Annotated in this window: 16 protein-coding genes, 1 tRNA gene and 1 pseudogene; 12 read left to right on the forward strand and 6 right to left on the reverse strand. The window is 71.4% G+C overall.

What is annotated here, in order from left to right; translation table 11 throughout:
* The 10 genes and pseudogenes from MHY49_RS14820 to MHY49_RS14865 form a co-directional block, all read left to right on the forward strand.
* A pseudogene (locus MHY49_RS14820) lies at nt 1-535 on the forward strand (serine/threonine-protein phosphatase); the annotation flags it as partial.
* The gene (locus tag MHY49_RS14825; protein WP_239205373.1) at nt 535-1,956 is read left to right on the forward strand and encodes an FtsW/RodA/SpoVE family cell cycle protein; all 1,422 of its coding nucleotides are present in this window, start codon (nt 535-537) and stop codon (nt 1,954-1,956) included. The pseudogene MHY49_RS14820 and the gene MHY49_RS14825, both read left to right, overlap by 1 nt.
* Nucleotides 1,953-3,398: a penicillin-binding protein 2 gene (locus tag MHY49_RS14830; protein ID WP_239205375.1), complete on the forward strand. Its 1,446-nt coding sequence runs from the start codon at nt 1,953-1,955 to the stop codon at nt 3,396-3,398. Before MHY49_RS14825 ends, MHY49_RS14830 begins: the two co-directional genes overlap by 4 nt.
* Nucleotides 3,395-4,954, forward strand: a complete 1,560-nt coding sequence (locus tag MHY49_RS14835; protein WP_239205377.1) for a serine/threonine-protein kinase — start codon at nt 3,395-3,397, stop codon at nt 4,952-4,954. The genes MHY49_RS14830 and MHY49_RS14835 overlap by 4 nt, the downstream gene beginning before the upstream one ends.
* Nucleotides 4,951-7,170, forward strand: a complete 2,220-nt coding sequence (gene pknB / locus MHY49_RS14840) for a Stk1 family PASTA domain-containing Ser/Thr kinase (RefSeq protein WP_239205379.1) — start codon at nt 4,951-4,953, stop codon at nt 7,168-7,170. The genes MHY49_RS14835 and pknB overlap by 4 nt, the downstream gene beginning before the upstream one ends.
* Nucleotides 7,163-7,816, forward strand: coding sequence for an aminodeoxychorismate/anthranilate synthase component II (locus MHY49_RS14845; RefSeq protein WP_239205381.1), 654 nt, complete (start codon nt 7,163-7,165; stop codon nt 7,814-7,816). Before pknB ends, MHY49_RS14845 begins: the two co-directional genes overlap by 8 nt.
* A gap of 160 nt (nt 7,817-7,976) precedes the next feature.
* Entirely contained in the window at nt 7,977-8,357 is a 381-nt protein-coding gene (locus MHY49_RS14850; protein WP_239205383.1) for a cell division protein CrgA, read from the forward strand.
* On the forward strand, nt 8,354-9,259 hold the full coding sequence (locus MHY49_RS14855; RefSeq protein WP_239205385.1) for an SGNH/GDSL hydrolase family protein: 906 nt from the start codon (nt 8,354-8,356) through the stop codon (nt 9,257-9,259). Before MHY49_RS14850 ends, MHY49_RS14855 begins: the two co-directional genes overlap by 4 nt.
* Before the next feature lie 247 nt (nt 9,260-9,506).
* On the forward strand, nt 9,507-10,538 hold the full coding sequence (locus tag MHY49_RS14860) for a hypothetical protein (RefSeq protein ID WP_239205387.1): 1,032 nt from the start codon (nt 9,507-9,509) through the stop codon (nt 10,536-10,538).
* A gap of 126 nt (nt 10,539-10,664) precedes the next feature.
* Nucleotides 10,665-10,740, forward strand: a tRNA-Arg gene (locus MHY49_RS14865).
* 65 nt (nt 10,741-10,805) lie between these two features.
* Here the strand turns inward: MHY49_RS14865 and MHY49_RS14870 are convergent.
* Together MHY49_RS14870 and MHY49_RS14875 are read right to left on the reverse strand one after the other, a co-directional pair.
* A complete protein-coding gene (locus MHY49_RS14870; RefSeq protein ID WP_239205389.1) occupies nt 10,806-12,038 on the reverse strand; it encodes a Gfo/Idh/MocA family protein in 1,233 nt (410 codons plus the stop codon).
* Nucleotides 12,028-12,816, reverse strand: coding sequence for a ThuA domain-containing protein (locus tag MHY49_RS14875; protein WP_239205391.1), 789 nt, complete (start codon nt 12,814-12,816; stop codon nt 12,028-12,030). The genes MHY49_RS14870 and MHY49_RS14875 overlap by 11 nt, the downstream gene beginning before the upstream one ends.
* A 408-nt stretch (nt 12,817-13,224) precedes the next feature.
* Here MHY49_RS14875 and MHY49_RS14880 point away from each other — a divergent pair, with 408 nt between their 5' ends.
* A complete protein-coding gene (locus tag MHY49_RS14880) occupies nt 13,225-14,379 on the forward strand; it encodes an alpha/beta hydrolase family protein (RefSeq protein WP_239205393.1) in 1,155 nt (384 codons plus the stop codon).
* Between the two features lie 98 nt (nt 14,380-14,477).
* Nucleotides 14,478-15,587 (forward strand): alpha/beta hydrolase family protein, encoded by a 1,110-nt coding sequence (locus MHY49_RS14885; protein WP_239205394.1) that lies wholly within the window; start codon nt 14,478-14,480, stop codon nt 15,585-15,587.
* Between the two features lie 32 nt (nt 15,588-15,619).
* Here the strand turns inward: MHY49_RS14885 and MHY49_RS14890 are convergent, their stop codons facing one another.
* The 4 genes from MHY49_RS14890 to MHY49_RS14905 all read right to left on the reverse strand — a co-directional run bounded on the left by MHY49_RS14890 (nt 15,620) and on the right by MHY49_RS14905 (nt 19,487).
* A complete protein-coding gene (locus tag MHY49_RS14890; RefSeq protein ID WP_239205395.1) occupies nt 15,620-16,009 on the reverse strand; it encodes a hypothetical protein in 390 nt (129 codons plus the stop codon).
* 73 nt (nt 16,010-16,082) lie between these two features.
* A complete protein-coding gene (locus tag MHY49_RS14895) occupies nt 16,083-17,807 on the reverse strand; it encodes an FAD-binding oxidoreductase (RefSeq protein ID WP_239205396.1) in 1,725 nt (574 codons plus the stop codon).
* The gene (locus tag MHY49_RS14900) at nt 17,807-18,685 is read right to left on the reverse strand and encodes a 1-acyl-sn-glycerol-3-phosphate acyltransferase (protein WP_239205398.1); all 879 of its coding nucleotides are present in this window, start codon (nt 18,683-18,685) and stop codon (nt 17,807-17,809) included. Before MHY49_RS14900 ends, MHY49_RS14895 begins: the two co-directional genes overlap by 1 nt.
* Nucleotides 18,686-18,689: 4 nt before the next feature.
* Complete coding sequence (locus MHY49_RS14905; protein ID WP_239205400.1) at nt 18,690-19,487, reverse strand: SDR family oxidoreductase; 798 nt, start codon at nt 19,485-19,487, stop codon at nt 18,690-18,692.
* Nucleotides 19,488-19,514 lie beyond the last annotated feature (27 nt).

A 19,514-nucleotide genomic window follows, 5' to 3' on the forward strand; every position in this document is an offset into this window, starting at 1 on the left:
GGGCTCGGCCGCGCGCACCCGCAACCAGCCCACGAGCGCCTCGGGGCCGGCCGCGCGCGCCGCCGCGCTGACCCGCGTCGAGAGCCCCGAGCCGCCCTACTCCGACGAGGACTTCGAGGAGGAGCCGCCGCGGCGCGGCCCCTGGCCGGCGCTGGTGACGCTCGTGCTCGTGGTCGCAGTGCTCGCGGGCGCCCTGTGGGCCGGGTACACCTGGTCGCAGAAGCAGTACTACGTGGGCACCGACGGCGACAGCGTCGTCATCTACCGCGGCATCTCCCAGGACCTGGGACCGGTCTCGCTCTCGGACCCGGTCGAGGTCACCGACGTGCCCGTGGACTCCCTGCCCTCGATCACCCAGCAGCAGGTCACCTCGACGATCCCGGCCGACGACCTCGCCGACGCCCAGGAGATCGTGGACCGCCTGGAGTCGCAGACCGCGACCACCCTGCCCACGACGCCGACCGAGGGCCCGACCCCGCCGGCGGACGACGCGAGCAGCGCGTCCTCGTCCTCCACGGCCGACGAGGGGGACTGATGGTCACCGTCGTCTCCTACACCGCCCGCCCGCGGCGCGTCCTGCAGGCGCTGCTGCTGCTGATCGCCGCAGGCCTCGGCGTGCTCACCTACGCGCTCGTGGGCCTGGGCCGCCACGGGGAGATCCCCGACGCCCTGCCCGCGGTCGCGATCGGCGCCGGCGTGATCGTGCTGGTCCTCCAGATCGCGGTGATGTGGCGCGCGCCGTACGCGGATCCGGTGATCCTGCCGATCGCGGTGCTGCTGAACGGCATCGGCGTCGCCATGATCTTCAGCTACGACACCGCGGTCACGAAGTACATCGGCACCACCGCGTCCTACGCCTCGCGCCAGCAGCTGTGGACGGTGATCGGCGCGATCCTGGCCGTGGTCGTGCTCATGGTGATCCGCGACCACCGGATCCTGCGCCGCTACATGTGGATCTTCGCGGTCAGCGGGGCGGTGCTCCTGCTGCTGCCCCTGGTCCCGTTCCTCACCGACGAGCAGTACGGCTCGAAGATCTGGATCAGGATCGCCGGCTACTCCTTCCAGCCGGCGGAGCTCGCGAAGATCTGCATCGCGATCTTCTTCGCCGGCTACCTGGTCTCTCGCCGCGACACCCTCGCCCTCGCCGGGCCCAAGGTGCTGGGCATCCACCTGCCCCGCTGGTCGGACTTCGGGCCGATCCTCGCGGCATGGGCCTTCTGCATCGCGATCCTCGTGTTCGAGACCGACCTGGGCACGGCGCTGATGTTCTTCGGCCTGTTCGTGGCCATGCTCTACGTCGCGACCGACCGCCTGAGCTGGCTCGTGATCGGCGCCGTGATGTTCGTGCCCCCTGCGATCTTCGCCGCGACCCTGCTGGGGCACGTGCGCACCCGCTTCACGTGCTGGCTGGACCCGCTGAGCAGCGAGAACTACGGCGCCTGCGAGCAGATCGCGCGCGGCCTGTTCGGTATGGCCTCGGGCGGGCTCGTGGGCAAGGGCCCCGGCGGGGGCCGGCCCGACATGGTGCCCTTCGGGCACAGCGACTTCATCTACTCCACCCTCGCCGAGGAGCTCGGCATGGTGGGCGCCTTCGCGGTGCTCCTGCTCTACATCCTGCTGGTCCAGCGGGCGATGCGCGCGGCCGTCGGCATCTCCGACGGCTTCGGGACGCTGCTCGCCGCGGGGCTCGGCTTCGTGCTCGCCCTCCAGGTGTTCGTGGTCGTCGGCGGCATCACCCGCGTGATCCCCCTGACCGGCCTCACCCTCCCCTTCCTCGCCTCGGGCGGCAGCTCGCTCGTGTGCAACTGGATCATCGTGGCGCTGCTGGTGAGGATGTCCGACGCCGCCCGTCGGCCCGCGGCCCGTCGCCTGGACGGCGAGGGCGCGCCGGCGCGCCGGCAGAAGGGTCCGAAGGACAGCGGCGAGCCGCAGCGAGCACAGGAGGCGATGTCGTGAACAAGCCCCTGCGCCATGTCTGGCTGGTGGTCGGCGTGCTGTTCGTGCTGCTCTTCGGCTCGACCACCTACTTCCAGGTGATCGATGCGAAGTCGCTGAACGCCAACAGCCACAACTACCGCACGGTCTACGCCCAGTACGACCGCCACCGCGGACCGATCGTGGTGGGCGGCGAGCCGATCGCCGAGTCCCATGCGACCGACGACGCCTACGGCTACCAGCGCACCTACGATCCCGGATCGCTGTACGCCCCGCTCACGGGCTACTATTCCGTCCAGTACGGCTTCAGCGGGCTCGAGAAGTCGCTCAACGACACGCTCTCCGGGGAGTCCGACGCGCTCTTCTACCAGCGCCTGACGGACACCATCTCCGGGCGCGACCCGCAGGGCGCGACCGTCGCGCTGACGATCGACCCGGACGCCCAGGAGGCCGCCGCGAAGGCGCTCGAGGGACGCCGCGGCGCCGCCGTCGCGCTCGACCCCGAGACCGGCAAGGTGCTCGCGATGGTCTCCGCCCCGAGCTACGACCCCAACACCCTGGCGACCCATTCCGCGAAGAAGGCCGAGGCCGCCTGGAGCGAGCTGAACGACGATCCGGACCGGCCCCTGTCCAACCGCGCGATCGCCGGCGACCTCTACCCGCCCGGCTCCACCTTCAAGCTCATCGTCGCGTCCGCCGCCCTGGACAGCGGCGACTACACGAAGGACACGAGCATCCCCGGCCCCGGTTCGTTCACGCTGCCGGACACCCAGAGCACCCTGTACAACCACCCCAACCAGGGGAACACGGCCTGCGGGGCGGACGACTCCTCGACCCTGTCCGAGGCCCTGCAGCAGTCCTGCAACACCTCGTTCGCGAAGCTCGGCATCGAGCTGGGCCAGGACGCGGTGCGCAAGAAGGCCCAGGAGTTCGGCTTCGGCGACCGCCTGGAGATCCCGCTGTCGGTCACGCCCTCGTCGATGGGCGACGACCTCAACGACGCGCAGCTGGCCACGAGCTCGATCGGCCAGTACGAGGACCGCGTGACGCCCCTGCAGATGGCCATGGTGGCCTCGGCGATGGACAACGACGGCAAGGTGATGACCCCGCAGCTCGTCGACGAGGTCCGCACCCGCGACCAGTCGGTGATCTCGTCGTTCTCGGCCGAGCAGTATTCGCAGCCGCTGAGCGCCTCGAACGCCGCGCAGATGCGCGAGATGATGGTCTCCACCGTCGAGGACGGCACCGGCACCGCCGCGAAGATCGACGGCGTCGAGGTCGGCGGCAAGACGGGCACGGCCGAGTGGGGCGACGGCCGCACCCCGCACTCGTGGTTCGTCGGCTACGCCGACAGCGGCGACAAGAAGGTCGCCGTGGCCGTGGTCGTCGAGGAGGGCGGCTACGGAGCGGATGTCGCGGCACCGATCGCGCGCGATGTGATGAAGGCGGTGGTCTCGCAGTGAGGACCGGCAAGGGACTGGTGCTGGAGGGGCGCTACCGCCTGGACTCCCTGATCGCCACGGGCGGCATGGGAGAGGTGTGGAAGGGCTGGGACCAGGACCTCGACCGCGAGACGGCGGTCAAGGTGCTGCGCGAGGAGTACGCCTTCGACGAGGGCTTTCTCAAGCGCTTCCGCGCCGAGGCGCGCCACACCGCCTCGCTCAGCCACGACACGATCGCCGCGCTGTACGACTACGGCGAGATCGACGGCCGCGCCTACATCGTCATGGAGCTGTGCAAGGGGCGGCCGCTCTCGGAGATCATCGAGGAGCACCCCGACGGCCTCCCCGAGGACCGCGTGGTCTCGGTGCTCATCGACCTCGCCCGCGCGCTCGACGCCGCCCACGCCAAGGGCGTGGTCCACCGCGACGTGAAGCCCGAGAACATCCTCGTGGACGACGCCGACGACTGGCACATGAAGATCACCGACTTCGGGATCGCCCGCAGCCAGGACCAGGCGCGGCTGACCAAGACCGGGCTCGTGATGGGCACTGCCCAGTACCTCTCCCCCGAGCAGGCGATGGGCAAGCAGGCCACCTCGCTCTCGGATCTTTACGCCCTCGGGATCGTCGCCTACGAGATGCTCGTGGGGCATCGCCCCTTCACCGGCGCCAGCCAGGTCGAGATCGCCATGGCGCAGGTGAAGAAGCAGCCGCCGGCCCTGCCGGAGTCGGTGAACCCGGACCTGCGGCACCTGGTGATGATGCTGCTCGCGAAGGCCCCGGCGAACCGTCCCCGCTCGGCGGCGGCGGTCGCCCGCATCCTCGAGTCGATCCAGCGCGGCGAGGAGCCGCGCTTCACGACCGGCGCGATTCCCGCGGGCGCCGCGGCCTCCGGCGCCTCGGCGGCCTCGGGCGCCTCCGCGTCCTCCGGGTCGACCGGGGAGAACCGCGCGGGCTCCGGGAAGCCGTCGGCGTCTCCCGTGGGCACGCGCACCGCGGCGATGCCGCTGCCGCGCACGCACCGCCGGCGCGGGATCCGCCATCGCTCGGGGACCTCGGGCCCGTCGGCCCTCTCGGGCGCCTCGGCGCCGTCGGCCTCCGAGACCGGAGGATCGGGCGCTCGCGGGGCGGGCACCCGCGCGGCGATGCCCGCCGCGGGCTTCTCGCGCACGTCGAGCGCCTCCCGGCTCTCGGGTCCCGGCTCCCCCGCGTCCGTCGGCTCCCCCGCCGGCGCCCCGGGATCCTCGCCGGCCCCTGGCACCGGCACCGGTGCCGGGACCGGGAACGCGACTGCCGCGGGATCGACCTCGGCCGACGGCGCGGGCGGTGGGATCTCCACGGTGCCCTCGGGCCGCACCGCGCGGTCCACGAGCACCGGTGCGCGGATCGGCCCGTTCACGGTGCCCGGCTTCGTGCTGCTGCTGATCGTGGTCGTGGTGGCGGCCGTCGCGATCGGGATGGGTGTGGGCATCATCCCCAGCGGCTTCCTGAGCGGCGAGGCCGCGCACGCGGCACATGCACGTACGATGTTCGCGTCGCCCCAGATCGGCGACTTGACGAGGACGGTAGGACAGTGAGCGAAGAGAACCTGATTCTGTCCGGGCGCTACGCCCTGGGCAAGGCTCTCGGGCACGGCGGCATGGCCGACGTGCACCTGGCGGAGGACCGCCGTCTGCATCGCACCGTCGCGGTGAAGATCCTGCGCACCGACCTCGCGCGCGACACGAACTTCCAGGAGCGCTTCCGCCGCGAGGCGCAGAGCGCCGCCGGCCTGAACCATCCCTCGATCGTCGCCGTGTACGACACCGGCGAGGAGCACGCCAAGGACTTCACCGGGCACGAGATCACGATCCCCTACATCGTGATGGAGTACGTGCGCGGAAAGACCCTGCGCGAGTACGTCGACCCCGAGCACCCGATGCACGTGGGCCAGGCGGCCACGATCATGCAGGCGCTGCTCTCCGCGCTCGAGTACTCCCACCAGCAGGGCATCGTCCACCGCGACATCAAGCCCGGCAACATCATGATCACCGACGACGGCGACGTGAAGGTCATGGACTTCGGCATCGCCCGCGCGGTGGCCGACGCGACCGGGATGACCCAGACCCAGGCGGTCATGGGCACCGCCCAGTACCTCTCCCCCGAGCAGGCCCGCGGGCAGCTCGTGGACGCGCGCAGCGACATCTACTCCGCCGCGTGCGTGTTCTACGAGCTGGTCACCGGGCGCCCGCCGTTCACCGGCGACAGCCCCGTCTCGATCGCCTACCAGCACGTGCGCGAAACCCCCGTCCCGCCCTCGCGGTACAACCCCGCGATCACGCCGGACGTGGACCGGGTGATCCTCACCGGGCTCGCCAAGGACCGCGAGACCCGCTACCCCTCGGCGACCGCCTTCGGGCGCGACATCGCCTCGGTGGTCGCGGGACGGCGTCCGCAGCTCGTGGCCGGGGACCCCCAGCCCACGTCCGATGCGGAGGCGACGACCGTCCTCAGCCCCGTCGACGAGCGCACCGAGGCGCTGCCCGCGCAGTCCGCGGGCTCCGCGCAGACCCATCGGGCACCGCTCGCGGCGGCCGCGGGAGCCGGTGCCCTCGGCGCCGGCGCGCTCGGTGCCGGAGCGGCAGGCGCCGGCGGCGCAGGCACCCCGGGCTCCCCGGGAGCGGTCTCGGCCGACGAGCCGGGCGAGGAGCTCGAGCAGAAGCGCAAGCGGCCCGTCTGGCTGATCGTGCTGATCATCCTCGCGGTGCTCGCCGTGCTCGGGGCGGCCCTCGCGCTCTGGCAGCCGTGGAACACGGGCCCCAAGCAGGTCGAGGTCCCGCAGGTCGTCGGCATGAGCGAGGCCCAGGCGAAGTCGGCGCTCGAGGGCGAGAGCCTCACCGGGAAGTTCGAGAAGAAGGCGAGCTCCGACGTCGCCGAGGGAGAGGTCATCTCGACCGACCCCGAGGGCGGCACAGAGGTCGACGAGCAGTCGACCGTCAACGTCGCCGTCTCCAGCGGGCCCGAGCAGGTCGAGGTCCCCGACCTCTCCGGGATGGACCGCGACGAGGCGACGAAGAAGCTCGACGACCTGGGGCTCGGCATCGAGATCGGCGACCCCCAGGACGCGGCCGGCAAGAAGGCCGGGACTGTCGTCGGCCAGGACCCGTCGGCCGGATCGAACGCAGAGGCCGGGGACACGATCACCGTGAACCTCGCCTCGGGCGACGCGGAGCTGCCGGACGTCACGGGCCTGGACCAGGACACCGCGACCAAGACCCTCGAGGACCAGGGCTTCGAGGTCGACGCGACGACCAAGGAGACCGACGACGAGGACCCGGGCACGATCACGGACCAGACGCCCACCGGCGGCGACGGGAAGACCGCGGAGGTCGGCTCCACGGTGCAGATCGTGGTCGCGAAGGCCCCCGGGAACATCACGATGCCCAACGTCGTGGGGCAGACGGAGTCGGAGGCCCGCAAGACCCTCGGCGCCAAGAACCTCGGCGTGAAGGTCACCTACCAGTCTGACGACTCCGTCGCGAAGGACACGGTCATCAAGACCGATCCCGAGCCGAACGCGTCCGTGGAACCGGGGACGACGGTGACCGTGTACGTCTCCACCGGGCCCGAGAAGACCGAGGAGCCCTCGGAGACCCCCAGCTCCGAGACGCCTTCCGAGACGCCCTCGGACACCCCGTCGGACACGCCGAGCGAATCCGAGACCCCGTCGGACAGCGACAGCCCGACCCCGTCGGACAGCGATGACGGGGACGACGGCGACCAGGGCGGGGACCAGGGCGACGGCAATGACTGAGCCCACCGCGCGGATCCTGGTGATCGACAACTACGACAGCTTCGTCTTCACGATCGTCGGCTACCTCCAGCAGATGGGAGCAGCCACGACCGTCGTGCGCAACGACGAGGTGCCGCAGGGCGCTGACGGCGCGATCGACCTGGGCGGATACGACGGCGTGCTGGTCTCCCCCGGCCCCGGGACGCCCTCGACCGCCGGCCGCGTCCTGGACGTGGTGGGCGCGTGCGCCGACGGCGCGGTGCCGATGCTCGGGGTGTGCCTGGGCCATCAGGCGCTCGGCCAGTACTTCGGCGGCACCGTGACCCACGCCCCGCAGCTCATGCACGGGCGCACGAGCGTGGTCGAGCACGAGGGCAGGAGCGTCTTCGCGGGCGTGCCGAGCCCCTTCACGGCCACCCGCTACCACTCGCTCACGGTGGTCCCGGAGACCGTGCCGGACGTCCTCGAGGTCACCGCCCGCACGGCCGACGGGGTCGTGCAGGGCCTCGCCCACCGCGAGCTCCCGCTGCACGGCGTGCAGTTCCACCCCGAGTCGGTCCTCACCGAGCACGGCCACCTGATCCTCGCGCGGTTCCTCGAGCTGTGCGACGGCGTCGACGCGCGCGAGCGCTCCCGGGGCCTCGCCCCGCTGCTCGCGCCGTCCTGAGCCGGACGGCCGGGACCCGGGCCCCGCGGCCCCGGCCCCACGGCCCCGGTCGCGCCGTCCCGGTCGCGCCGTCCAGGCGGGCCTTATACGCTGGGGCGGACATCCCTCCCCTCGTCACCTCCCCTGACCTCGTCCCCCGTCGGAAACGGAGCAGCATCGCATGGCCGCAACCCAGCGCAGCAAGCGCGACCGGAAGAACGCGGACCCCGCGAAGCGCGCCAAGGGCGCCGAGCCCGCGAAGCGCGGCACGGCGGAGAAGTCCTCGACCGACGAGACCCATGAGAAGGCGAAGGACGCGATCTCCGAGCGCCGTCGGCCCGCCGCTGAGAGCACGGGCCGCGGCCGCCGCGTCGCCGCGCCCGCGGTCACCCCGAACTGGATCGCCCCGGTCGCGGTGGTCCTGCTCATCGTGGGCCTGATCTACCTGGTCACCTACTACCTCTCGAGCGCGACGCTGCCGCTCCCGATCGGTGACTGGAACCTGCTCGTGGGCTTCGGCGTGCTCGCCATGGGCGGCGTGACGCTCATGTTCTGGAAGTGAGCACTCCCCCGCCGCTCCCGGACCACGGCGCCGCATCGACAGAAGCCGCATCGACCGGTGCCCCATCGGCGGGCACCGCACGATCCGCCGGCACCGCAACAGCTCAGCCCTGGCGCCGCTTCGTCGCCCTCGGCGACTCCTTCACGGAGGGCATCGGCGACCCCGATCCCCATGCTCCCGGGGGCCACCGCGGCTGGGCCGACCGCGTCGCCGAGGAGCTGGGCCGCTCGGTCCCGGGCTTTGAGTACGCGAACCTCGCGATCCGCGGGCGCCTCTACCAGGAGATCATCGACGAGCAGATCGAGCCCGCGGTCGCGCTCGAGCCGGACCTGGTGAGCATCTTCGCCGGCGGCAACGACGTGATCCGCGGACGCGACCCCGACGAGATCGCCGCCGCGATGGACACGGCCGTCGGCCGCCTCGCCGAGACCGGCGCGACCATCGTCCTGTGGACCGGGCCCGACGTCGGCTCCACGCCCGTGTTCCACCTGATCCGCGGGCGCACCGCGATCTACAACGAGAACATGCGCGCGATCGCGCAGCGCCACGGCGCCGCGGTCGTGGACCTGTGGTCGCTGCGCTCGCTCACGCACGAGGGGATGTGGGCCGAGGACCGCCTGCACTTCTCCCCCGAGGGGCACCTGACGATCGCCGCGCACGTGCTCGACACCCTGGGCGTCGAGCACACGCTGCAGCCCCATGACCTGGGCGACCCGACCGCGCTGCCGTGGCGCGAGGCCCGCCAGCAGGACCTGCACTGGGCGCGCGTGCACTTCGGGCCGTGGGTGGTGCGGCGTCTGCGCCGGCAGTCCTCGGGCAGCGCGGTGCGGCCGAAGAGGCCGTGTGCCGCACCGGTCTTCGGTCGGCCCATGCCTCCCGGCACCTCCGCCTCCGACCGGTAAGTCCAGTGGCACATCGGGCCGAGGGACGGTAGGTCCGGCGGCACGTCGGGCCGACGGACGTCGCCGTCCTGCGCCGACGGATCGCGACGCGGTTCCGCCGCTCCGCCGGCCGATGGGTACTTCTCCCCACTGCGCTCCCGCACGAGGGCATCTAGGGTATGGGCAACGGGCTGCACCGAGCGCACTGGTCGGGGCCCGCAGGCGCGGGGTCGCCGCGCCGCCCACCTCCTTCGACAACGGGGCCACCATGCACTCCCTCTCCCTGCGGCGACGGCTCGCCGCGCTCCTCCTCCTTCCTCTCCTCCTGCTCGTGGCCGGCTGCGCACGGGTGACCGCGGATTTCGACATCACCAGCGCGGACAGCTACGACCTCGACTTCGACATGGCCGTCGAGAAGTCATATGTCCAGAGCGAGTTCAACTCCGCCGACGAGCTGTGCAAGGGCCTCGAGGACGAGGACTCCGGCGAGTTCGGCCAGGCGAAGTGGGAGCCCTACACCGAGGACGACATGTGGGGCTGCAAGATCTCCGGCACCGTCGAGAAGAAGGACTTCGGGTCGGGCTTCACGATCGACGAGAGCGACGGCGAGCTGCACCTGAAGACCTCGCCGGACTCCTCCTTCGATCCCTCGAGCAGCGGCTTCAGCGCGAGCGACCTCGACCTCACGGTCACCTTCTCCTTCCCGGGCAAGGTCATCGAGGCCAACGTGGGCACCGTCGACGGCAAGACCGTCACGATCACCGACGCCGGTGACATGAGCAAGGGCGTGGACATCACCGCGAAGGCCGGCGGCATCGGCGCGGGCCTGATCATCCTCATCGTCGCCGTGATCGTCGTGCTGCTGATCGTGCTGATCATCATCGCGCTGATCGTGTTCTTCGTGGTGCGCTCGCGCCGCCGGAACAACGCCCAGAACAGCGCGGGCCCCGGCGGCTTCGGCGGACCGGCGGGAGGCAACGGCGGCTTCGGCAACGGCAGTGACTTCGGCGGGAACGCCGGGAACGCCGGCTACCCCGGCGGCTCCGGCTACCCGGGCGGCGGACAAGGCCAGGACCCGCAGCAGGGTGGCCAGGGTGAGCAGTGGAACCAGGCTCCCGGTCAGCAGGGCCAGCAGTGGGGCCAGGCCCCCGGTCAGCAGGCGCCCCAGGCCCCCTCGGAGCAGCAGCCGTGGAATCAGCCTCCGGCCCCGCAGGATCCGCAGGGTCAGCAGCCCTGGGGCCAGCAGCCGGGGCAGGGGTCCGACGGCGAGCAGCCGTGGAGCCGTCCGCCGCAGAACTGAGGCTCGGCGCGCGGGTGCGCGGTCACCCGTGACGCTCCTCGAGAGGCCGTGAGGCGGCTCACGGCCTCTCGATTGGCGCGGCGAACCGGTGCCGACTAGTATTACTGAGGTCGGTCACGCCGACGGGCGCCTGTAGCTTAACGGATAGAGCATCTGACTACGGATCAGAAGGTTGGGGGTTCGAATCCCTCCAGGCGCACCAGCGGAAAGGCCCCGTCACCTGCGGTGACGGGGCCTTTCGCATGTCGGGGCACAGTTCCTTCGCCCTCAGCCCCGCGCGATCGCCTCGCGCACGCTGGGCCAGGACTGGAGGATGTCGCGGGCCTCGGGATCGTCCTCCGCGGCGATCGCCTCGGTGCGCGCCTCCTCGAGCAGCTCGTCGATCACCACGCGCGTGCCGCGGTCGACGGAGGCGACGGCGGCCTCGACCATCGCGAAGCTGAGGATGTTCTCGTGCACCTCGCACATGGGAGTGCGGCCTTCGCGGAGCGCGGTCACGAACTCGATAATCGAGGCGTCGATCTGGTCGGGCTCGGGCTCGGCAAGCGCCTGCTCGAGCGCCGTCTGCAGGGAGCGGGTCCGCTCCTCGTCCTCGGTGCCGAGCTGCGGCACGCCCTTCCCGTCCCAGGTCGCCGTGCCGTGCTCGGCCCCGATGCGCCACTCGCTGTTCCAGTAGGTCGGCAGGCCGCGCGCGTTCCAGGTGCCGTTGTAGACGAACAGCGAGCCGCCGCTCATCTCGAAGGTGCAGCTCACGGTGGCGTCGCCCGCGTACACGCTCCACTGCGGGTTGGTGCCGTGCGCGGTCACCGCGAGCGGGTCCGTGCCGGTGATGTAGCGGGCCGTGTCGAAGGCGTGGATGCCCATGTCCCGCAGCAGCGGGTGCTGCTGGGTGGCGCGGAAGCCCTCGTGCTCGGTGAACAGGCTGAAGAAGGCGCTGGTGAGGATCGTCGGCCCGTGCTCGGCGACGAAGCGCCGCAGCTCCCGCACCTGCGGGAAGAACCGGCGCGACTGGGAGACCATGAACGGCACTCCCGTGAGCTCCGAGTGGGCCATGAGGCTCAGCGCCTCCGGGAGCGTCTCGGTCACCGGCTTCTCGCCGAGCACCGGGATGCCCGCGTGCAGGGCCTTGCGGGTCACCGGGTGGTGGGCGACGGGGACCGTCGGGTCGATGAGGATGTCGGCTCCCACCTCGAGGGCGAGGTCCACGCCGTCGGTGCCGACGGCGACGGTCGAGGGGTCCTCGACGCCCGATTGGGCGATGGACTGCGCGGGCATGTCCTCGACGAGGTCGGCGACGCCCACGAGCTCCGTCACCGGGCTCGAGGCGATCACGCGCGCCCACCACTTCCCCATCCCGCCCGCGCCGACGACGACGGCCCGCAGGGGCCGCTGCCCCGCGGAGTTCGCGATCGCGGCGTTGGGGTCGGCGACGGCGTCCGAGGTGCTCGCCTCCGCGCGCGTCCCGTCGGCCGCTGTGCTCTCGCGCAGATCAGATGACACGGGTGATCTCCTCGCCCTCGGCGGTGCGGGCGCCCTCGCGGAACCAGTCCCGCGGGGCGTTGGCGATCTTGACCGCGGCGCGCTCGCGGTCCTCCTGGGGCCGGGCCCAGAGAGCGGCGTTGGCGAGCACGCGCTGGATCTCCGCCTGGTGGTAGACGGGGTACTCCTGGTCACCGGGGCTGAAGTAGAAGATGCGCCCCTTGCCGCGGTAGAAGCAGCAGCCCGAGCGGAACACCTCTCCCCCGCTGAAGGAGGAGATGAAGACCTGCTCGTCGGGCGCGGGGATGTCGAACATCTCCCCGTACATCTCCTGCCCGGGGATCACGATCGGGTGCGGCACGCCGCGGGCGATCGGGTGGGAGCCGCTCACGGTCCACACCCGCTCCTCGTCGTTGTCGTTGCGCCACAGCAGGTTGCAGGTGGTGCCCATGAGCAGGCGGAACGGCTTGGAGTAGTGCGCGGAGTGGAGAGGCAGGAAGCCCATGCCCTCGCGCACGTGGCGGACCACGCGCTCGGCGACCTCGTCGGGCACGTCCTGGTGCGCCATGTGGCCCCACCAGGTGAGGACGTCGGTGTTCGCGAGGACCTCCTCGCTCAGGGACTCCTCGATGTCGTCGAGCAGGGCGACGCGCACGTCGACGTCCTCGCCGAGCGCCCCGAGCGTGCTGGTGAGCGCACCCGCGATCGTGGTGTGCATGCCCTCGGGGTAGAGCTCCTGGACTCTCTCGTCGACCTTCTCGTGCCGGTTCTCGCCGAACACGGTGATGCGCAGGGTCATCGCGCGACTCCTTCGTCTCCTGGTGGTGGGGTGCAGTCGAGCTGCAGGGTGGAGTGCGGGCGTCGTTCCCGCCGGGGACTGCGGCAGCGCGTCTGCGTCACAGCTCCGTTCCCACGTGGTGACCATCGTAGGGTCGCGCCGCCCCCTCGGTGCACGGACCGTCCCCTGGGTGGGACGCGGCCCGCCGATCCCGGCGCCGATCCCCGCCCCGATCCCGGTCCGGGCCCACCGATCCCGACACGCCGCGGCAACCAGTGACCCTTGCGCCCTCGCCCAGGGCGCGTGCAGGCTGACGGTGCCTCCGGCGAGCTCTTCGGACCGCAGCGGACGGGTGCTCGGCGTCGGTGCGCTCGCGCGGCGGTCTCCGGCCCGGCCACGGCTTCTCGTGCACCGATCACAGGAGATCCGATGAACCGCTCGTCCGCTGCTCGCCCCTCCCGTCGTGCCCTCTTCGCAGGCACCGCCGCTGCCACAGGCCTGATGGCGGCGCCGCTCGCCGCACCGTCCGCCGCGCGGGCCGCCGTGAGCGACCCCTACGACCCCTCGGCGTACACGGCGTCCCACGGCTTCACGTTCGCCGAGGGCTTCCCGGTCGCCATCCCCGAATGGCGCTCGATCGACTTCCGGGTGCATGCGCCGAAGATCCGCACCTTCCCGCCGTCGTTCCGCGTGACGCTCCCCGCCGGGTACGCCGACGAGCCGGAGCGCGAGTATCCCGTGCTCCTGCTGCTGCACGGACGCGGCGGGGACTTCACGCAGTGGTCCGCCGACGACACCGGCGAGCCCGGCGGCGACGGCGCCGGAGGCGGTCAGGCGATCTCCCGCACGGAGGACCAGGACGTCATCGTCGTCATGCCCGACGGCGGGGCCGGCTCGTTCTACTCCAACGCGAACGCACCGCTGCCCGGACGCGAGGCCGCGTGGGAGACCTTCATCATCGAGCAGGTCCTGGGCTTCGTGCACGACAGCTTCCGCACCGACCCGACGCGCATGGCGATCGCCGGGCTCTCGATGGGCGGCTGGGGCGCACTCGCGCTCGGGCAGAAGTACAAGGACCTCTTCACCTCGATCAGCTCCTACTCGGGCCCCGGCGACTGCCGCCTGGACACGGACGACGGCAAGCTCGTCGCCTTCACGATCCTCGCCTGCCCGATCTTCGACGCCTGCAAGTACCCCGCCACCGCGAACGGCCCCGGCGCGACCTGGGGCCCGTCCATCGATCCGCCGATCGCCTCGACCTACGACCCGATCGAGAACATCGAGCGCTATCGCGGCAAGCGCGTGTTCCTCCGCAGCGGCGACGGCAACTGGATCGATTTCGTCGCCGCCCTCCAGGGCCACGGCGATCTGCTCGACCAGATCCGTCGGAAGGCGGACACGATCGGCGGGGACGTGATCGAGGGGCCCGTGCACCCCAACCTGGAGCGGTTCGCGGGCACGCTGAGCGATGCGGGCATCGAGAACGACTACCGCATGGACAAGGGACGCACCCACGACTGGACCCTCTGGCGCGAGAACTTCGCCGAGGACCTCCCCGGGATCATGCAGGCGCTCGAGGCCTGAGAGGGACCCCCGCGCCCAGCGGCGCCGACGGCGCCCGCACGGCAGCACGCCACGCTCCACACCCCACCCTCCAGACTTCACACTCCTCAGGAGAGACGATGACCCACCAGACCCACGCCCACCGCCCCTCGCGCCGCACGATGCTCGCGGGAACCGCCGCGGCCGCCGCGATGACGACGGCGGGAAGCATGGCCGTCGCCCCCGCCGCGCAGGCGGCCGGAACCGACCCGTTCGACCCCGGGGCTTACACCGCCTCGCACGGTCTGCGCTTCGAGAGCGGCTTCCCCGCCCCTGTGCCGTCCAAGCGCTCGATCGACTTCCGCGTCAGCACCGACCAGGTCAGGACCTTCCCGCCCTCGTTCCGCGTGATGCTCCCCGAGGGCTACGCCGACACGGAGCGGACCTACCCCGTGCTGCTGCTCCTGCATGGGGGCTGGGGCATGTTCCTGGACTGGACGGAGCGCGGAGGGAACGCGGTCGGGGCCACCGCCGGCCAGGACGTCATCGTCGTCATGCCCGACGGCGGAGGCGGATCCTTCTACTCGAACGCGAACTTCCCCCGACCGGGCCTCGAGGCGAACTGGGAGACCTTCATCATCGAGCAGGTGCTGCCCTTCGTCCATGACAGCTTCCGCACGGATCCCTCGCGGATGGCGATCGCGGGACTGTCGATGGGAGGGTTCGGCGCGCTCGCCCTGGGCCAGAAGTACGACGGCAGCTTCCTCTCCGTGAGCGCCTACTCCGGACCGGCCGACGTCACCGCACCGGGCGTCGACGCGACGATCGCGCTCGCCCCTCTCGCCGATGCGCAGAACGGCTACTGGCAGACCACGAACCTTCCCGGTGCGGTGTGGGGCTGGCCCGCGTCCGACGTGCGCTTCCAGTACGACCCGCTCTCGAACGTCGAGCGGTACCGGGGCAAGCGACTGTTCCTGCGCTGCGGCGACGGCCTGAACCCGGATCTCCACAAGATCATCGAGGCGGCCCCCGACATCGCCGCACAGCTGGGGCTGTCCATCGCGAAGATCCAGGCCGACGTCACCGAGATCGGTGTGAAGCCGACGAACGTGGACTTCCACGATGCCCTGGACGCTGCCGGGATCGAGCACGACTTCGCCGCCTGGCCGGGCCATGAGCACGATTGGGACACCTGGAACCGGGCGTTCGAGGAGGACCTGCCCGGGATCATGGCCGCGCTCCGGGCCTGATCGGTCGACGACGGGCGCCGCTGCGCGCAGGGCTACGTGCGCAGCAGCCCCTCGTCGGCCAGGAACCCGCGCAGGGCGACCACCGTTCGTCGCATGGTGCGCTCGGCACGGCGCTGACCGAGGACGCCGCCGAGCGCTCGCGGGCTCGCATCGGACCACGAGCAGACGGCGAGGCTCCCCGGCTCGTCAGAGCGCACGTCGATCCGCATCTCGAGGTGCTGGCCGCGCCCCGCGAGGCCTCCCAGCAGGACGTTGCGCCGGATGGACCCGCGCTCGAGGAGTAGCGCCCGCACGTCGTCGTCGGGCCGGGCGCGCACGCGCCATCCGTCGCGCACGCGCCATCCGTCGGCCACCAGCTGCGAGAGCAGGAGGTCGCGCGCTCGCGACGGCCCGCACGAGAGCGCAAGGCGCACGTCACTCATGCCGCCCCTTCCGCTCGACGCGGGCGTGGTCCGACGGGCGCGTCACCGGAGGGACGGCGTGTCCCGCCCGCCCTCAGGGGGTGACGACCTTGCCGGGGTTGAGGTTCCGGCCGGGATCGTTCTGCGCGAAGAGTCCCTCGATGATGTGCTCGCCGAGCTCGCCGATGTCCTCGGTGAGCCAGGGCTGGTGCTCGGTGCCCACGGCGTGGTGGTGGGAGACCGTGGAGCCCAGGTCCACGAAGGCCTGCTGCACGGCGCGCTTGGCGTTGTAGTACTGCTCGAGCGCCTTGTCCGGGCTCGTGTACTTCAGGGCGAAGGTGAAGTAGAGGCAGGCGCCCGAGTGGTAGCTGTGGGACATGTGGCAGAACATGAAGCCGGGCAGTCCCTGCTTCCGCTGCGCCTCGTAGAACGCCTCGTAGACCTTCGCGTGGACCTCGTTGATGTTCGACCAGGTCGCACCGGTGTCGCAGACGTCGCCGAACACCTGGTAGCTCAGCAGGAAGTCGCGCAGGTAGGGGGTGTCGAACTTCTTCTGGTCGTAGATCGCCCCCGGTCCGGCGCCCAGCGTGATGCCGCCCGCGCCCTTGACCAGCTTCTTCACGACCGACTTCTGGTGCTCGACGGTCTCCTTGGTGCCCTCGAAGCACACGTAGGAGATGCTCATCTCCTCGCTCGTGTCCCAGCCCTTGGAGCGCAGGTAGGCGAAGAGGCCGTCCTGCACCTTCGCGGCGACCCTGCCCTTGGTCGAGGTGGGCTCCTTGACCATGGCGAGGCTGAACTCGGTCTCGGGGCCGTCGGAGAGGCGCGTGAAGGTGGGCGAGACGTCGGTCGAGCGGGCGATCGCGTGCATGCCGCGGATGCCGTGCTCCCAGTCGGGGTACATGTAGGCGATGACCTGGCGCACCTGCGGCAGGCGGTGCACCTGCACGGTGAGCTCGGTGATGATGCCCATGCGGCCCTCGGAGCCCAGGATCATCTCGTGGACGCTGGGGCCGGAGTCGCGGCCGGGGATCGGGTTGGTGACGACGGTCCCCTCGGGGTGGACCACGCGCATGCCGCGCACGATGTCCTCGATGTCGCCGTACTTGTCGGACTGCATGCCCGAGGAGCGCGTCGCGGCCCAGCCGCCCAGCGTCGAGTAGGTGAAGGAGTCCGGGAAGTGGCCCATAGTCCAGCCCTCGGCGGCGAGCTGCTCCTCGAGGTCGGGCCCGTAGACGCCGGCCTGCACCCGCGCGAGACCCGCGGTGTCGTCGATCGAGAGCACCTGGCGCGTGCGGCCCAGGTTCACGGTGAGCACGGGGCGCTGCTCGGCCGGGTCGGGGGTGACCGAGCCGGAGATGCAGGAGCCGCCGCCGTAGGGGATCAGCACGAGATCCTTCTCGATCGCCAGGCGCAGCAGGCCGGCGACCTCCTCCTCCGTGCCGGGGTAGACCACGGCGTCCACGAGGCGGTCGAAATCGCCCGAGCGCACGTGGAACAGGTCCGGGAGGGAGCGGCCGAAGGAGTGCAGCACGCGGTACTCGTCGTCCGTGCGCACGTTCGCCTCGCCCACGAGGCCGACGATCGCCTCGCGCTCGGCGTCGCCCAGGCGCCCCGCGGGCACCTCGTGATCGGAGAGCTCGGGGTCATCGAACTGGGTGATGGCCTCGAGGTCCACGCCGATCTTGTTCTTCGCCAGCGGCGCGAAGGCGGGCTTGTTGTCGAAGCGGAAGCGGACGTCGTCCATGCCCCAGCCCCACCACTTGTGCCGGGTGACGTCGGCCGCGGTGAGATCGGCTGCGGAATGCGATGCGGTCATCAGTGCTCCTCCCGGGGTCCCGTGCGGGGGCCCAGGATCTGCTCGTAGTTGCTGTCGTAGAGGTCGACCACGGCCGCGCGCACGCGCTCCATGTAGTCGACGACGGATTCTCCGTCTCGGGCCATCATCGGATCTCCGAAGACGACGCCGACGGGCGGGCGCCCGGGCTTGGGCCAGCTGCGGCCCTTGGGCATCGCCTCGTGGCCGCCGACGAGGGCGGCCGGAATGATCGGGACGCCGACGCTCGAGGCGAGCGCCGCGGCGCCGGGCTTGAACTCCCCCATCGTGCCGGACTTCTGCCGCCCGCCCTCGGGGAACACGAGGATCGGGACGCCGCTGCGCAGCAGACGCCGGGAGAACCCGGAGTTCTTGCGCGAGCCGTCGCGGTCGATCGGGTACGCGTTGAACAGGAGGCGCACGAACAGGCGCTTGTACCAGACGTGGAAGAAGTAGTCCGCGGCCACGCCCGTGGAGAGGTAGCGGGCCTGCGCCCAGGGCAGTCCCTCGGCGAGCATCGGGGCGTCGAGGTGGCTCGTGTGGTTCGCGACCAGGACGAACGGCCCGCGCACCGCCTTGACCCGGCGCGCGGTGGTCACGGTCTGGGTGACGTTGGCGCGCACCAGGGCGCGGAACAGACCGCGCTGGAGCACGAAGCGCAGGGCCGCACGGGCCCGCGAGCGGTACTTGCGGGTGTCCTCGTCCAGCGGATCCCAGCCGAGGCTGCGCAGACGGGAGGAGAGGGACTGGTCATGGCGCGGGTTCTTCGCGGGCTTGTCCGCCTTCGACGGCTTCTCCGCCTTCGCGGGCTTGTCGGCCTTCGTCGGCTCGTCGGCCTCCGTCGGTTCCTCCGGCTCGTTCCCCGCCGTCTTCCCTGCCATCTGCTCAGCGCTCCTTGCTGCGCCGGGAGCTGAGCAGCGAGCTGAGGCGGTGCACGAGAGGGCGCGGCAGCGAGCGCAGCAGCGCGGTGATGAGCTTCCAGCGGCCGCCGGGGATGCTCACGGCCTTGCCCTGGGCGACGTCCTTCAGACCCTGCTCGGCGAGGTCGTCGGCATCGAGCCAGAGGAAGCCGGGGATCGAGGAGCCGCGGATGCCCGCACGCTGGTGGAACTCCGTGCGCACCCAGCCGGGGGTGACGGCCGTGGACTGCACGCCCGTGCCCTCGAGCTGCACGCTCAGCGACTCGGAGTAGTTGGTCACCCAGGCCTTGATGGCCGTGTAGTTGTTCTGCGTGACGAAGGCGCTCACGGAAGCGATGTTGATGATCCAGCCCTCGCCGCGCGCGCTCATCGCGCGTCCCGCGGCACCGCCGAGCTTGAGCACGGCGCGCTGCATGACCTCGAAGCCGCGGTCATGCTCGCTGAGGTCGGGATCCAGCAGCGACGCGCGCACCGAGAAGCCCGCGTTGTTCACGAGGACGTCGATCTCGCTCGCGCCGGAGCCGGCGAACTCGCCGGTCAGCTCGAGACGGTCGGCGACCTTCTGCTGGTCCTGGCGATCGGCGAGGTCGGCCGCAAGGGTCTCGACCTCGACGCCGTGGCTCGCCCGCAGCTCGGCGGCGGCCTCCTGGAGGCGCGTCTCGTCGCGGGCCACGAGCACCAGGGCCACGCCGCGCCGGGCGAAGGCCCTGGCGAACGCCGCTCCGATGCCTGCGGTCCCACCGGTGATAAGGGCCCTGTGCATGCGGGCCACGATACATGGGCGCCGTGC

Source organism: Brachybacterium sp. ACRRE (assembly GCF_022346485.1).
Classification (GTDB): Bacteria; Actinomycetota; Actinomycetes; order Actinomycetales; family Dermabacteraceae; genus Brachybacterium; species Brachybacterium halotolerans.